Here is a 13,736-nt window from a genome sequence, read left to right on the forward strand (position 1 = left end):
CTCGGAGATGTGTATAAGAGACAGCCTCGCGTGGGCGCGGCCGTACGGTCGCCCGGGGCGTCCGCGCGGGCGGGTCAGTGCTCGATGCTCTCTTCCAGCTTCTGTCCGCGCAGCATGAACCACGCCGCGACCGCCGTCGCGAACAGCACCAGCGCGCCGGCCAGGGCCGCCGTCTGGAAGCCGTCGGTGAAGGAGTGCTTGGCGGAGTCGAGGAGCGTCGTGCGCAGGTCGGGCGGCAGCTTCGACGTGGACTCGACGGCTCCGCCGAGCGAGTCGTGGGCGGCCTCCGAGACGTCGGCGGGGACCCCGGCCGGGACCGGGAAGCCGCGGTAGATGCCGGTCACGATCGAGCCGAGCAGCGCGATACCGAGGGCCGCGCCGAGTTCGTAGGCCGTCTCGGACACGGCGGAGGCGGCGCCCGCCTGTTCCTTCGGGACGCTGGAGAGGATGACGTCTGCGGTGACCGTGAACGCCAGGCCGGCGCCGAGTCCGCCGAGGAAGAGGGCGCTGCCGAGCGCGATCTCGCCGGTGTCGGCGGTGAAGACCGTGCAGGCGGCGAGGGCCAGGCCGACCGCGACGAGACCGCCGGAGACGGCGGCGCGCACGGACACCCGGCGGGCGAAGAAGCCGGCGGCGAGACCCGCGATCACGGCGCCGACCGCGGCGGGGAGTTCGATGAGTCCGGCGTTCAGCGGGGTGCGGCCCTGGACCAACTGGAGGAACTGGGACAGGAAGAAGACCAGCCCGGCGAGGCCCAGGATGGTCAGCAGGTCGGCGAGCACCGCGCCGGAGAAGCCGCGGTGCTCGAAGAGCCGCATGTCCAGCAGCGGGGACTCCAGCGTGCGCTGGCGCCGTACGAACCAGTACAGCGCGGCGACGCCGACGGCCGCCGCGGCGGCGATGTCCCAGCGGAAGCCGTGGACGGCCGCTTCCTTGATGGCGTACACGACGGCGACCATGCCGACCAGGGACAGGGCCACGCTGAGCAGGTCCCACGGTCCGGGATGAGGGTCCTTGGACTCGGGAAGCAGCTTGATGCCGACGACGACCAGGACGGCCATCACGGGCAGGTTGATGAGGAAGACCGAGCCCCACCAGAAGTGTTCGAGCAGGAATCCGCCGACGACCGGGCCGACGGCGGCGCCCGCCGAGGCGGCGGCGCCCCAGATGCCGACGGCGAGGCTGCGTTCCCTGGGGTCGTGGAAGATGTTGCGGATGAGCGCCAGGGTGGACGGCATGAGCGTGGCACCGGCGACGCCGAGCAGCGCGCGGGCCAGGATCATCATCTCCGGGCTGCTCGCGTAGGCGTTCAGCACGGACACCGCGCCGAAGGCGACGGCACCCGTGAGCAGCAGTTTCTTGCGGCCGATCCGGTCGCCGAGGCTGCCCATGGAGACCAGCAGGCCCGCGATGACGAACGAATAGACGTCACCGATCCACAGCAGCTGGGTGCCGGACGGTTTGAGGTCCTCGCTCAGGAAGGGGGTCGCGAGGCCGAGCACGGTCGCGTCGACGGCGACCAGGAGCACGGCGAGGACGAGGACGGCGAGGGCCAGCCAGCGGCCGAAGCGGGAGGTCGCGTCCGGCTCCGCCCCGTGCGCGCGCCGGTCGGTGCTTGTCATTTCTCCACGCTCCGCCGTGCGCCGCCGAGCAGCAACTCGACGATCATGTGCGGGAAGTCCTTCGCGGCGCTCCGGCCGTCCTGGACGGACCAGGCCGCCGCCGAGACGAGCCCGTAGAGCGCGTCGGTCAGCCAGGCCGGGCTGAGGTCGATGCGGAACTCGCCGTTCTCCTGGCCGCGCCGGAAGAGGGCGCCCAGTCGGGCGTCGACACGGTCCCAGCCGGGGTTCTGGCCGGCTTCGAAGAGCTGGTTCTCGGTGATCAGGAAGGCGAACAGACCGGCGACCGGTTCGACCTCGCGGACCAGGCGGCGCACGGCGTCGGCGGCCGGGCCCTCGTCGAGGGCGGCGGCGTCCAGCGCGGCGTCCAGCTCTGTCAGGCCGAACTCCTCCAGTGCCTTGATGAGGGCGTCGCGGCCGGCGAAGTGCCGGTGCAGGGTGGCGCGTCCGATGCCCGCGGCCTTGGCGACCTCGTCCATGGTGGAGGTCGCCTTGCGGGTGAGGAGGGCGGCGGCGGAGCGCAGAACGCGCTCGCGGTCGACTGTCATGAGACAAGCATAGCCCGCGTGAGACGTTGATGTCTCACGCAGGCTGCTGTCCGCGAGCGGCTACTTCTTGGCGCTCACCCAGGCCTGCTGCGTCTTCTTGGCGCCCGCCCAGTCCTGCTGCGTCGCCAGGTCCGCCTTCAGCTCGGCGAGCTGGACGGCAACCGCCGAGGGCGCGGTGCCGCCCCTGCCGCTGCGGGAGGCCAGCGCGCCGGGGACGTTGAGGACCGTGCGCACCTCGGGGGTCAGGTGCTCGGAGATCTTGGCGAACTGCTCGTCCGTCAGCTCGTCCAGCTCGATCCCCTGCGCCTCGCACACCTTCACGCACTCCCCCGCGACCTCGTGCGCGACCCGGAACGGCACTCCCTGCTTGACCAGCCACTCCGCGATGTCGGTGGCCAGCGAAAAGCCCGCCGGGGCCAGCTCCTGCATCCGCTCGCGGTTCACCGTGAGGGTGGCCATCATCCCGGTGAAGGCCGGCAGCAGCACCTCCAGCGTGTCGCAGGAGTCGAAGACGGGCTCCTTGTCCTCCTGGAGGTCGCGGTTGTACGCGAGCGGCAGGGCCTTGAGGGTGGCCAGGAGGCCGGTGAGGTTGCCGATCAGCCGGCCGGACTTGCCGCGCGCCAGCTCCGCGATGTCCGGGTTCTTCTTCTGCGGCATGATCGAGGAGCCGGTGGAGAAGGCGTCGTGCAGCGTGACGAAGGAGAACTCCTTCGTGTTCCAGATGATGATCTCCTCCGCGATGCGCGAGAGGTTGATCCCGATCATCGCGGTGATGAAGGCGAATTCGGCGACGAAGTCCCGGGACGCCGTGCCGTCGATGGAGTTGCCGACCGAGCCGTGCTCGAAGCCGAGGTCGGCGGCGACCGCCTCCGGGTCGAGGCCGAGCGAGGAACCCGCCAGTGCGCCCGAGCCGTAGGGCGAGACGGCCGTGCGCGCGTCCCACTGGCGCAGCCGCTCGGCGTCCCTCGTCAGCGGCTGCACGTGCGCCAGGACGTGGTGCGCGAAGAGCACGGGCTGTGCGTGCTGGAGGTGGGTACGGCCGGGCATCGCCACGTCGGGGTGGGCCTCGGCGAGACCGATCAGCGCCTCCTGGAGGTCGGCGATCAGGCCGCCGATGATCCGGGCGTGGTCGCGGAGGTACATCCGGAAGAGGGTGGCGACCTGGTCGTTGCGGGAGCGTCCGGCCCGCAGTTTGCCGCCGAGGTCGGCGCCGAGCCGTTCGATGAGTCCCCGCTCCAGCGCGGAGTGCACGTCCTCGTCGGCGACCGTACCGGTGAAGTCGCCGGACGCGACGTCCGCTTCGAGCCGGTCGAGCCCGGCCAGCATGGCGGTCAGCTCGTCGGCGGTGAGCAGTCCGGCCTTGTTCAGGACGCGGGCGTGGGCGCGGGACCCGGCGATGTCGTACGGCGCCAGGACCCAGTCGAAGTGGACGGACGCGGACAGCTTGGCCAGGGCCTCGGCGGGGCCGTCTGCGAACCGGCCGCCCCAGAGCCTGCCTTCACCGGTGTTGCTGCTCACAGCTGGAACTCCTCAGGGATGTCGATGTGCCGTGGCCTCCTCACGTGGAGGAACGGAAGAGCCACGCGTCCTACCGGTTAACGAGCACGGGGTGCGCGGTGTGGTTTCATGCGGCGATTGGCATAATTATGCGGAGCGCCGCATGGATTGTCAAAGCCGTCCGCGGAGCCCGTCGTCCCTTCTCTCCCCGCCCCGTCCGCCCCTCCGGTGGGCCACTCGGGAGGCGAGCCCGCGAGTCAGCCGTAATGCTGGGAGAGATCCCGGGCAGGCGCGGTCATGAGTGATCGGCGGCCGAACGACGGACCCGGCGGTCACGGGCACGGACCTGCGGACGTCGTACAGAGGCGGAGGAACGGTGGACAGCATGACGCGACCGAGGATCGTGGTGGTCGGCGCAGGCTTCGTCGGCATCGAGTGCCTGCATCGGCTGGAACGCAAGCTCTCCCCGCGCGACGCCGAACTGATCCTCATCTCCCCCCAGGACTACCAGCTCTACCTCCCCCTCCTGCCCCATGTGGCGGCGGGTGTCCTCACCCCGCAGTCGGTCGCCGTCTCGCTGCGCCGCAGGCTGCGCCGTACGAAGATCGTGCCCGGTGCGTGCATCGGCATCGACGCCGAGGCCAAGGTGTGCATCGTCCGCAGGACGACGGGCGAGATCACCGCGAAGCCGTACGACCACCTGGTGATCGCCGCCGGGTCCACCACCCGCACCTTCGACATCCCGGGCCTCACCGACCACGCGCTCGGCGTGAAGACGCTCGGGCAAGGCGCCTACATCCGCGACCATGTGATCGAACAGCTCGATCTGGCGGCGGCAGCCGTCGACGAGGAGGAGCGGCGGGCCCGCCTCCAGTTCGTGGTGGTCGGCGGCGGCTACGCGGGCGTGGAAACCGCCGCCTGCCTGCAGCGCCTGACGACGAACGCACTCAAGCGCTACCCGCGCCTGGACCCCTCCCTCGTCCGCTGGCACCTGGTGGACGTCGCCCCGCGGCTGCTCCCGGAGCTGGGCGAGAAGCTCGGCATCAGGGCGATGGCCATGCTGCGCAAGCGCGGCATCGAGTTCTCGCTGGGCACCTCGGTGGCCTCCGTCGACGAGACCACCGTCAAGCTCACCGACGGCCGCACCCTGCCGTCGCGCACCCTGATCTGGACGGCGGGCGTCGCGGCGAGCCCCCTGGTCACGACGCTCGGCGCACCCACCCTGCGCGGCCGGATCATCACCACCAACCAGCTGACCGTCCCGGGTTACACGGGTCTGTACGCGGCCGGTGACGTGGCGGCGGTCCCGGACGTGGCCAAGGGCGGCGACGCGATCTGCCCGCCGACCGCCCAGCACGCCCAGCGCCAGGGCAAGGTGCTCGCCGACAACATCGTGGCGAACCTGACCGGCACCCCCCTGAAGCCGTACATCCACAAGGACCTGGGTCTGGTCGTCGACCTGGGCGGGGCGGACGCCGTCTCCAAGCCGCTGGGCATCGAACTGCACGGCCTGCCCGCGCAGGTGGTGGCCCGCGGGTACCACGTGATGGCCCTGCCGACCCTGACGGCCCGCGCCCGCGTGCTGGTCAACTGGGGCCTCAACGCGGTGGCGGGCGACGACTTCGTCCGCACCGGCTTCCAGGACAACAAGCCCAAGACCCTCCAGGACTTCGAGCGGACCAAGGCGTATCTGACGCCGGACGAGGTGCGGGAGCACAGCGCGCCGGTGCGGTCGCCGAACTAGCCAGGGCCACCGTCCCTCCGCCCGGGGAGCTGCCCACCTGGTGAAACTCCGCCCCCGGCGGTGCTCCTGAGGCGCAGAATGGCGCCCATGGGAAAGTCATACACAGAGATATCCGGCCGGCTGCGCTCGTTCATCGAGGCGCAGCCGGTCTTTTTCACCGCCACCGCGCCGCTGGCCGCCGACGGGACCGTCAATCTCTCCCCGAAGGGCCTGCGGGGCTCCTTCGCCGTCCTCGACGAACTCACCGTCGCCTACCTGGACTTCGCGGGCAGCAACGCCGAAACCGTCGCGCACCTGCGGGAGAACGGGCGGATCACGCTCATGTGGTGCGCCTTCGAAGGGCCGCCGAACATCGTGCGGGTGCACGGCAGGGGCGAGCCGGTCTTCCGGGACGACCCCCGCTTCGAGCCGCTGCTGGCCCGGTTCGAGGGCATCGACACCACTCCGCACGGACTGCGGGCGATCGTGGTGGTGACGGCGGAGCGGATCCGTGACACCTGCGGGTACAACGTGCCGTTCATGAGTTACGAGGAGGACCGCACGCTGCATGCCCAGCGGTTCGGGCGCGAGAGCGACGAGTCGCTGTCCGCGTACTTCGCCAAGAAGGACGACATCGCGACGAGCATCGACGGCCTGCCGGGACTGCCGCTGCCGCTTCCTCCTCGTACCGTCTGAGGATGATCCTGCCGCGCGCCGCCGCCCTGGCCCTCGCCTCGCTCCTCCTGGCCGTTCCCGCCGTCCCGGCCGTCCCCGCGGGGGATGCGCCGCTGCCCGCACGGATGGCGGACACCGGCGGGGGCAGTCAGCTGATCACCGCCGTGGCGGAGGCGGCCACGGCCACCACGGGCACCGTGACCTGGTGGGACCGGCGGCCCGGCGGGGAGTGGGTGGCCACGGGGTCGGCGGCGGCGCGGTTCGGTGCGAACGGGCTGGCGGAGGGCGCCACCCGCAGGCAGGGCACCAGCACCACCCCGACCGGGCTGTACGGCCTGCCGTACGCCTTCGGGCTGGCGGCCCCGCCGCCCGGCACCCGGATGGCGTACCGGCGGATCGGCCCGCGCTCGTGGTGGTGCCAGGACAACGCCTCGCACGCCTACAACCGGTGGGTGGAGGGGCTCCCCCGCGACTGCCGGCCCAGCGAGGCCGAGAAACTGGACACGTACGCCACGCAGTACGCCCACGCCCTGCTCGTCGACTTCAACTACCACGAGCCGGTGCGCGGCCGCGGTGCGGGCATCTTCCTGCACGTCAACGGGCGTGCGGCGACGGCGGGCTGTGTGTCCGTCCCCGCGGAGGCGATGCGGCGGATCCTGGCCTGGGCCGATCCGGCGCGGTGGCCGCACCTCGCGGTGGGGACCCGTTCGGGCGTCACCGGCATCACCCGTTACTAGCCGCCGGGTCCCGGCCTAGCGTTCCTTCTGGGCCAGCCGCAGCAGGTGCTCGGCCAGTGCCTGGCCGCCCGCCGGGTCGCGGCTGATCAGCATCAGGGTGTCGTCGCCCGCGATGGTGCCGAGGATCGCCTGCAGCTCGGCCTGGTCGATGGCCGAGGCCAGGAACTGGGCGGCCCCGGGCGGGGTGCGCAGGACCACCAGATTGGCCGAGGCCTCCGCGGAGATCAGCAGTTCCGCGGAGAGCCGGCGCATCCGCTCCTCCTTGGCGGACTCGCCGAGCGGTGCCTGCGGGGTGCGGAAACCGCCCTCGCTGGGCACCGCGTAGATCAGCTCGCCGCCGGTGTTGCGGATCTTCACCGCGCCGAGCTCGTCGAGGTCACGGCTGAGCGTCGCCTGGGTGACGCTCAGCCCGTCGTCGCTGAGCAGTTTGGCGAGCTGGCTCTGCGAGCGCACCGGCTGCCGGTTGAGGATGTCCACGATCCGGCGGTGCCGTGCGGTCCGGGTCTGCGGGACCGCGGGCCCGCCGTTTCCGTGCTCGTTCTCCCGCGCCTGCGCCTCGGTCATCGTCGTCATTCTCCGGATCGTTGGTCCCCGTGTACTGCGGCGTTCGCCTCGTCGAGGATGCCGGGCAGAGCCTGGAGGAACGCGTCCACCACCTCGTCGCCGATGGTCAGAGCGGGCATGAGCCGTACGACATCGGGGGCGGGCGCGTTCACCAGGAAGCCGGCGTCCTGAGCCGCCTGCTGCACCTGGGGAGCGAGGGACTCGGTCAAGACGATACCCAGGAGCAGGCCCTCACCCCGGACGTGGGAGACCAGCGGGTGCCCCAGTGACTGGATTCCTTCGCGCAGTGTGCCGCCGGTGCGCTTGGTCCGGTCGAGGAGCCCGTCGGTCTCGATGGTGTCCAGTACGGCGAGTCCGGCGGCGCAGCAGACCGGGTTGCCGCCGAACGTGGAGCCGTGGTGTCCGGGGCCGAGGAGGTCGGCTGCTGCTCCGTAGGCGATGGTCGCGCCGAGCGGGAGGCCGCCGCCGAGGCCCTTGGCGAGGGTGACGATGTCCGGGTCGATGCCTTCCTCGGCCTGGTGGGCGAGCCAGTGTCCGGTGCGGCCGATGCCGGTCTGCACCTCGTCGAGCACCAGGAGGGTGCCGGTGGCACGGGTGATCTCGCGGGCCGCCGCGAGATAGCCGGCGGGTGGTACGACGACCCCGAGCTCGCCCTGGATCGGCTCGATGACCAGCAGTGCCGTGTCGTCGGTGACTGCTTCCCTGAGCGCTTCCACGTCGCCGTACGGGACGTGCGTGACGTCGCCGGGCAGCGGCAGGAACGGTTCGCGCTTGCCCTGCTGTCCGGTGAGGGCGAGGGCGCCCATGGTGCGGCCGTGGAAGCCGCCGACGGTGGCGACCATGTGGCCGCGGCCGGTGAGCCGGCCGATCTTGAAGGCCGCTTCGACGGCCTCGGCACCGGAGTTGCAGAAGTAGACGCGGCCCGGCCGGCCCGAGATCTCGATCAGCCGTTCGGCGAGTGCGACGGGCGGCTCGGCGGCGTAGAGGTTGGAGACGTGGCCGAGGGAGGCGATCTGTGCGGAGACCGCCCGGACGACGGCGGGGTGGGCGTGGCCGAGGGCGTTGACGGCGATGCCGCCGACGAAGTCGGCGTATTCCTTGCCGTCGGCGTCCTGGAGGCGGGAGCCTTCGCCGCGGACCAGGGCCAGGCCGGGGGTGCCGTAGTTGTCGGACAGGGCGCCCCGCCAGCGTCCGAGGAGTTCGGCGTTGCTCATGATTCCCCCTGTGCGTGCGGCGTGCCGGCCGCGTTCTCGTCGGGCACGACCATGGTGCCGATGCCCTCGTCGGTGAAGATCTCCAGCAGGATCGAGTGCGGGACCCGGCCGTCGATGACGCGCGCGGTGTGCACCCCGTTGCGAACGGCGTGCAGGCAGCCGCGCATCTTGGGGACCATGCCGCTGGCCAGCTCGGGCAGGAGTTTCTCCAGCTCGGTGGCGGTGAGGCGGCTGATCACGTCGTCGCTGTGCGGCCAGTCCTCGTAGAGGCCCTCGACGTCGGTGAGGACCATCAGGGTTTCGGCGTCCAGCGCCGCAGCGAGTGCCGCAGCCGCCGTATCAGCATTGATGTTGTAGACATGTCCGTCGTCCTGTGAGCGGGCGATCGAGGAGACGACCGGGATGCGGCCGTCGGCGAGGAGCGCCTCGATCACACCTGTGTCGAGCGCGGTGATCTCTCCGACCCGGCCGATGTCCACGCTCTCGCCGTCGATCTGCGGGAAGTGCTGGGTGGCGGTGATGGTGTGCGCGTCCTCGCCGGTGAGGCCGACGGCGAGCGCACCGTGGTGGTTGAGGAGACCGACCAGTTCGCGCTGCACCTGGCCCGCGAGGACCATCCGTACGACGTCCATCGCCTCGGGCGTGGTGACCCTGAGGCCGGCCTTGAACTCGCTGACGATGCCGGCGGCGTCGAGCTGCCTGCTGATCTGCGGTCCGCCGCCGTGCACGACGACCGGCTTGAGCCCGGCGTGGTGCAGGAAGACGACGTCCTGGGCGAAGGCGGCCTTCAGTTCCTCGTCGACCATGGCGTTGCCGCCGAACTTGATGACGACGGTCTTGCCCTGGTGCCGGGTGAGCCAGGGCAGCGCCTCGATGAGGATCTGCGCCTTGGGGAGGGCGGTGTGCTTGCGGGCGGTGGCCTTGGCGGGGGTGCCGGATCCGGATTCGCAGCTCGTGTCCCTGCTCATGAGGAGTACGCGCTGTTCTCGTGGACGTAGTCGGCGGTGAGGTCGTTGGCCCAGATGACGGCGGACTCGGTGCCCTCGGCGAGGTCGGCGGTGATCCTGATCTCCCGGTAGCGCATGTCGACGAGGTCGCGGTCGTCGCCGACGGAGCCGTTCTTGCAGACCCAGACGCCGTTGATGGCGACGTTGAGCGCGTCCGGGTCGAAGGCCGCCTTGGTGGTGCCGATGGCGGAGAGCACCCGCCCCCAGTTGGGGTCCTCGCCGTGCAGGGCGCACTTGAGGAGGTTGTTGCGGGCGATGGACCGGCCGACCTCGACGGCGTCGTCCTCGCTGGCCGCGTTGATCACCTCGATCCGGATCACCTTGCTGGCGCCCTCGGCGTCACCGATCAGCTGGCGTGCGAGGTCGTCGCAGACGGTACGTACGGCCGCAGCGAACTCGTCGTACTCCGGTACCGCCCCGGAGGCTCCGGAGGCGAGCAGCAGCACGGTGTCGTTGGTCGACATGCAGCCGTCGGAGTCGACCCGGTCGAAGGTCAGGCGGGTGGCGTCGCGCAGCGCCCGGTCGAGCACCGGGGCTTCGAGGTCGGCGTCGGTGGTGAGGACGACCAGCATGGTGGCCAGGCCGGGGGCGAGCATGCCGGCCCCCTTGGCCATGCCGCCGACGGTCCAGCCGTCGCCCTCGGCCACCGCGGTCTTGTGGACGGAGTCCGTGGTCTTGATGGCGATGGCCGCCTTCTCGCCGCCGTGTGCGGAGAGCGCGGCCGCCGCCGTGGCGATGCCGGGGAGCAGCTTGTCCATGGGAAGCAGGACACCGATCAGACCGGTCGACGCGACGGCGACCTCGCCCGCTCCGATGCCCAGCACGTCCGCGGCCTTCTCGGCGGTCGCGTGGGTGTCCTGGAAGCCCCGGGGTCCGGTGCAGGCGTTTGCTCCGCCGGAGTTGAGGACGACCGCGGTGACCTCGCCGCCCTTGAGGACCTGCTCGGACCACAGGACCGGGGCAGCCTTGACGCGGTTGGAGGTGAAGACGCCCGCGGCGGCCCGGCGCGGTCCGGTGTTGACCACGAGGGCCAGGTCCGGGTTGCCGTTCGCCTTGATTCCGGCGGCGATGCCCGCTGCCGTGAATCCCTGTGCTGCCGTGACGCTCACGGTGCGACTCCGATCGTGTGGAGGCCGGTGGACTCGTCGAGTCCGAGGGCGATGTTCATGCTCTGCACGGCGCCGCCCGCGGTGCCCTTGGCGAGGTTGTCGAGGGCGCTGACGACGACGATGCGGTGTGCGGCGGCGTCGTACGCCACCTGGATCTGGACGGCGTTGGAGCCGTGTACGGTGCCGGTGGCGGGCCATTGCCCCTCGGGCAGGAGGCGTACGAACGGCTCGTCCGCGTACGCCTTCTCGTACGCGGCCCGTACGTCGGGCGCGCCGACTCCGGGCTTCGCCTTCGCGCTGCTGGTGGCGAGGATGCCGCGGGGCATCGGGGCGAGCGTCGGGGTGAAGGAGACGGTGACCCGCTCCCCCGCCACGGCGCTCAGGTTCTGGATCATCTCGGGGGTGTGCCGGTGGCCGCCGCCGACTCCGTACGGGGACATGCTGCCCATCACCTCGGAGCCGAGCAGGTGCGGCTTGGCCGTCTTGCCCGCGCCGGAGGTGCCGGACGCTGCGACGATCACCGCCTCCGGTTCGGCGAGGCCCGCCGCGTACGCCGGGAAGAGGCCCAGCGAGACGGCCGTCGGGTAGCAGCCGGGCACCGCGATGCGCCGGGTCCCGGTGAGCGCGGCACGGGCGCCGGGAAGTTCGGGCAGGCCGTAGGGCCAGGTCCCGGCGTGCGGGGAGCCGTAGAACCGCTCCCAGTCGGCGGCGTCCGTCAGCCGGAAGTCGGCCCCGAGGTCGACCACGAGCACCTCGTCGCCGAGCTGCTCGGCGACCGCGGCGGACTGGCCGTGCGGCAGCGCGAGGAAGACCACGTCGTGCCCGGCGAGGACCTCGGCGGTGGTCGGCTCCAGGACGCGGCCGGAGAGCGGTGCGAGGTGGGGCTGGACGCTGCCGAGCGTCTGACCTGCCTGGGAGTGGCCCGTCAGGGCGCCGATCTCCACGTCGGGGTGGACGAGGAGGAAGCGCAGCAGTTCCCCGCCCGCGTACCCGCTCGCTCCCGCCACTGCTGCCCTGACCGCCATCGGACCCTCCTTGTCGATGGCATGACTATACGTACGAACGCAGTTCTATGCAAAGGGCGCATGCAGCCGCAGCAGTGTCTGCGGCACACCGCTGAGCGCACTCGTCAGGCCCCGGGCGCCGGCCTCCGCCACACCCAGGCCATCGCGCCGCCCGGACAGAGGCAGGCGAGAAAGGCGAGCAGACGGGCGTGGCCCGACGCCTCCAGGCCAAGTGCGGTCGGCAGCGCCAGCAGCAGCCCGAGCAGGAGTATGCCGAGCGCGGGGAGGTGGCGGGCGGGAGAGAACCGCCGCGCCCGCGCCGACAGATCCTCGGTGAGGTAGTGGTGCAGCGGCACCGGCGCCATGACGCCCAGCACCGCGGACGCGTACAGAGCGATCAGGCTGCCCAGCGCTCCCAGCCGGGGGCGCCGACCGTCCTCGCTCACCGGCGAGTCGGGGCGGGGGTCGCCGGGCGCGAAGTACACCCCGATCGTCATGCCTGCCGTGGGCGGCTCGAACCGGGTGAACATCGCGGGCAGCGTCACCTCGCGCGGGCCGCTGTCGAAGGGGACCCGCAGGACGAGGTCGGTCCGATAGAACACGTCCTCGTCGGATGCGTGGTGACCGCGGACCGGCTCACCCGCCAGCCGCACCACGGCCACGGAGTACTCCCCCAGCCCGGCGGCCTCCAGCCGTGCGGTCTCCCGGGCGTAGTCCGGCGGAACCAGTAGTCCGAGGAACACGCAGGCAAGGGTGGCCAGCGGCGCCAGGATGGTGAGCAGCCACACCAGTGCGCGCCTGCTGCGCACCGGACGGGGGGAACTGATCGCAGGCCCGCTCCTGCGCCAGTACGAGCCGCGTCCGGGGGCGCGGACGGAGGAGAGGATCCAGGCGGCCGCGAAGAGCACGGCCAGCGCGGCGAGGCCCAGCTCCACGTACAGCGGCGGATGAGAACCCACGCCCGCCAGCAGACAGCCGGCCGAGCCGAGGGCACTCAGCAGCATGCCCCACCCGGTGAACGTGGTCCATATGCTGCGTTCGTGCCGGTACTTGGGTCCGGTCGCCACTGTGTCCCCTCGCTCCATACTGTTCCCCCACGTCTGCGACGGCGTTCGCGAGCGGAAGAGCAGAGCACGCGTGCGGGACGCGGCCGGCACGCTCTCTTCCGGTGGGGCGACGAGCGCCCGGTCGACCCTCCCACGCCCTCGCGCCTGCCGCGGCGGCCGCCCAACGATACGTAGGCAAAGCGGCGTTGACGGGATTGCGCCTGTTGCGCACGAGGCGTGTGAGGTTAGATGGCGGCTGCCTGAAAACCCGGGGGAAGTGAGGTCGGCCGTGGAATACGTCGTGCTGGCGTGCCGCGTACTGGTGGGGGTCGTGTTCGTGGCCTCCGCGGCGAGCAAGCTGCTCTCGGCGGCGTCGTTCCGGTCGTTCGTGACCGCGACCCGTGACATGGCGGTGCCCGCCGCGCTCGCTCCCGCCGTCGCGGTGGGCGTGGTCGGCGGAGAGGCCGCCTCGGTGGTGCTGCTGGCGGCGTGGCCGGGCGGGGTGGCGGGCCTCGTCGTGGCGGGGGTGCTCCTGGTGGGGTTCACCGCCGGGATCGCGGGCGTGCTCCTGCGGGGCAAGGACCAGTCCTGCAACTGCTTCGGGTCCACCACCGCGCCGATCGGCCCCCGCCACGTGGTGCGCAACGCGGCGCTGCTGGCCGTGGTCGCTGCCGGACTGCTGTGCCAGAGCGCCGGGCAGGGCCAGACGCACTGGGCGGGAGTACTGGCGGCGGTCGTCGCCGGGCTGATCGGGGCGGTGCTGGTGCTTTCCACCGACGACCTGGCCGAACGCTTCGCCCCCGGGGACGCCGGGCAGCGGCCCGCACCGCAGAGCGGCCCCACCGCCGGGGCGAACGGCGCACAGAGCTGAGAGCCCCGGCCCGGACGCGGGGGGAGGCCCGGCCGGGGGAGTTACGGCCCGGGCTGGACGAGATGCGCCTGGCAGAGAGAGAGGCGATTGAGCAAGCCCACCCCGTCTGGGCCCTCCAGCGC

General features: G+C 71.7%; 13 protein-coding genes. 4 read left to right on the top strand and 9 right to left on the bottom strand.

Annotation, left to right across the window (positions count from 1 at the left end; translation table 11 throughout):
* Window positions 1-74: 74 nt before the first annotated feature.
* Genes ACFWVV_RS37095 through argH form a run of 3 tightly spaced genes read right to left on the bottom strand, consistent with a single transcriptional unit; the run spans window position 75 to window position 3,685 of the window.
* Window positions 75-1,622, bottom strand: a complete 1,548-nt coding sequence (locus ACFWVV_RS37095) for an MFS transporter (protein WP_384357466.1) — start codon at window positions 1,620-1,622, stop codon at window positions 75-77.
* Window positions 1,619-2,167 carry a TetR/AcrR family transcriptional regulator gene (locus ACFWVV_RS37100; protein WP_384357468.1) on the bottom strand — a complete coding sequence of 183 codons (549 nt, stop codon included), beginning with the start codon at window positions 2,165-2,167 and terminating at the stop codon, window positions 1,619-1,621. Before ACFWVV_RS37100 ends, ACFWVV_RS37095 begins: the two co-directional genes overlap by 4 nt.
* 60 nt (window positions 2,168-2,227) lie before the next feature.
* Complete coding sequence (argH, locus tag ACFWVV_RS37105) at window positions 2,228-3,685, bottom strand: argininosuccinate lyase (protein ID WP_384357470.1); 1,458 nt, start codon at window positions 3,683-3,685, stop codon at window positions 2,228-2,230.
* A gap of 364 nt (window positions 3,686-4,049) precedes the next feature.
* Here argH and ACFWVV_RS37110 point away from each other — a divergent pair, with 364 nt between their 5' ends.
* From ACFWVV_RS37110 to ACFWVV_RS37120, 3 genes are all read left to right on the top strand, one after another.
* Entirely contained in the window at window positions 4,050-5,408 is a 1,359-nt protein-coding gene (locus tag ACFWVV_RS37110) for an NAD(P)/FAD-dependent oxidoreductase (RefSeq protein WP_384357472.1), read from the top strand.
* Between the two features lie 87 nt (window positions 5,409-5,495).
* Window positions 5,496-6,083 carry a pyridoxamine 5'-phosphate oxidase family protein gene (locus ACFWVV_RS37115; protein ID WP_384357473.1) on the top strand — a complete coding sequence of 196 codons (588 nt, stop codon included), beginning with the start codon at window positions 5,496-5,498 and terminating at the stop codon, window positions 6,081-6,083.
* Window positions 6,084-6,085: 2 nt separating this feature from the next.
* Window positions 6,086-6,799 (top strand): L,D-transpeptidase, encoded by a 714-nt coding sequence (locus tag ACFWVV_RS37120; RefSeq protein ID WP_384357475.1) that lies wholly within the window; start codon window positions 6,086-6,088, stop codon window positions 6,797-6,799.
* A gap of 15 nt (window positions 6,800-6,814) precedes the next feature.
* Here ACFWVV_RS37120 and ACFWVV_RS37125 read toward each other — a convergent pair whose 3' ends face one another.
* From ACFWVV_RS37125 to ACFWVV_RS37150, 6 genes are all read right to left on the bottom strand, one after another.
* Window positions 6,815-7,363 carry an arginine repressor gene (locus ACFWVV_RS37125; RefSeq protein ID WP_384357517.1) on the bottom strand — a complete coding sequence of 183 codons (549 nt, stop codon included), beginning with the start codon at window positions 7,361-7,363 and terminating at the stop codon, window positions 6,815-6,817.
* 5 nt (window positions 7,364-7,368) lie between these two features.
* Window positions 7,369-8,577, bottom strand: a complete 1,209-nt coding sequence (locus ACFWVV_RS37130) for an acetylornithine transaminase (RefSeq protein WP_384357477.1) — start codon at window positions 8,575-8,577, stop codon at window positions 7,369-7,371.
* Window positions 8,574-9,545 carry an acetylglutamate kinase gene (argB, locus tag ACFWVV_RS37135; protein ID WP_384357479.1) on the bottom strand — a complete coding sequence of 324 codons (972 nt, stop codon included), beginning with the start codon at window positions 9,543-9,545 and terminating at the stop codon, window positions 8,574-8,576. Before argB ends, ACFWVV_RS37130 begins: the two co-directional genes overlap by 4 nt.
* Entirely contained in the window at window positions 9,542-10,693 is a 1,152-nt protein-coding gene (argJ, locus tag ACFWVV_RS37140) for a bifunctional glutamate N-acetyltransferase/amino-acid acetyltransferase ArgJ (RefSeq protein WP_384357481.1), read from the bottom strand. Before argJ ends, argB begins: the two co-directional genes overlap by 4 nt.
* Window positions 10,690-11,718, bottom strand: a complete 1,029-nt coding sequence (gene argC / locus ACFWVV_RS37145; protein WP_384357483.1) for an N-acetyl-gamma-glutamyl-phosphate reductase — start codon at window positions 11,716-11,718, stop codon at window positions 10,690-10,692. Before argC ends, argJ begins: the two co-directional genes overlap by 4 nt.
* A gap of 104 nt (window positions 11,719-11,822) precedes the next feature.
* Window positions 11,823-12,764, bottom strand: a complete 942-nt coding sequence (locus ACFWVV_RS37150) for a hypothetical protein (RefSeq protein ID WP_384357485.1) — start codon at window positions 12,762-12,764, stop codon at window positions 11,823-11,825.
* A 268-nt stretch (window positions 12,765-13,032) separates the two neighbouring features.
* Between ACFWVV_RS37150 and ACFWVV_RS37155 the strand changes: the two genes are divergently transcribed.
* On the top strand, window positions 13,033-13,614 hold the full coding sequence (locus tag ACFWVV_RS37155; protein WP_384357487.1) for a MauE/DoxX family redox-associated membrane protein: 582 nt from the start codon (window positions 13,033-13,035) through the stop codon (window positions 13,612-13,614).
* Window positions 13,615-13,736 lie beyond the last annotated feature (122 nt).

The organism is Streptomyces sp. NPDC058663 (assembly GCF_042716745.1).
GTDB lineage: Bacteria > Actinomycetota > Actinomycetes > Streptomycetales > Streptomycetaceae > Streptomyces.

Coding starts and splice junctions, on each gene's coding strand:
- ACFWVV_RS37095 (WP_384357466.1), bottom strand. CDS start 1,622: ATGACAAGCACCGACCGGCGCGCGCACGGGGCGGAGCCGGACGCGACC.
- ACFWVV_RS37100 (WP_384357468.1), bottom strand. CDS start 2,167: ATGACAGTCGACCGCGAGCGCGTTCTGCGCTCCGCCGCCGCCCTCCTC.
- ACFWVV_RS37110 (WP_384357472.1), top strand. CDS start 4,050: ATGACGCGACCGAGGATCGTGGTGGTCGGCGCAGGCTTCGTCGGCATC.
- ACFWVV_RS37115 (WP_384357473.1), top strand. CDS start 5,496: ATGGGAAAGTCATACACAGAGATATCCGGCCGGCTGCGCTCGTTCATC.
- ACFWVV_RS37120 (WP_384357475.1), top strand. CDS start 6,086: ATGATCCTGCCGCGCGCCGCCGCCCTGGCCCTCGCCTCGCTCCTCCTG.
- ACFWVV_RS37125 (WP_384357517.1), bottom strand. CDS start 7,363: ATGACCGAGGCGCAGGCGCGGGAGAACGAGCACGGAAACGGCGGGCCC.
- ACFWVV_RS37130 (WP_384357477.1), bottom strand. CDS start 8,577: ATGAGCAACGCCGAACTCCTCGGACGCTGGCGGGGCGCCCTGTCCGAC.
- argB (WP_384357479.1), bottom strand. CDS start 9,545: ATGAGCAGGGACACGAGCTGCGAATCCGGATCCGGCACCCCCGCCAAG.
- argC (WP_384357483.1), bottom strand. CDS start 11,718: ATGGCGGTCAGGGCAGCAGTGGCGGGAGCGAGCGGGTACGCGGGCGGG.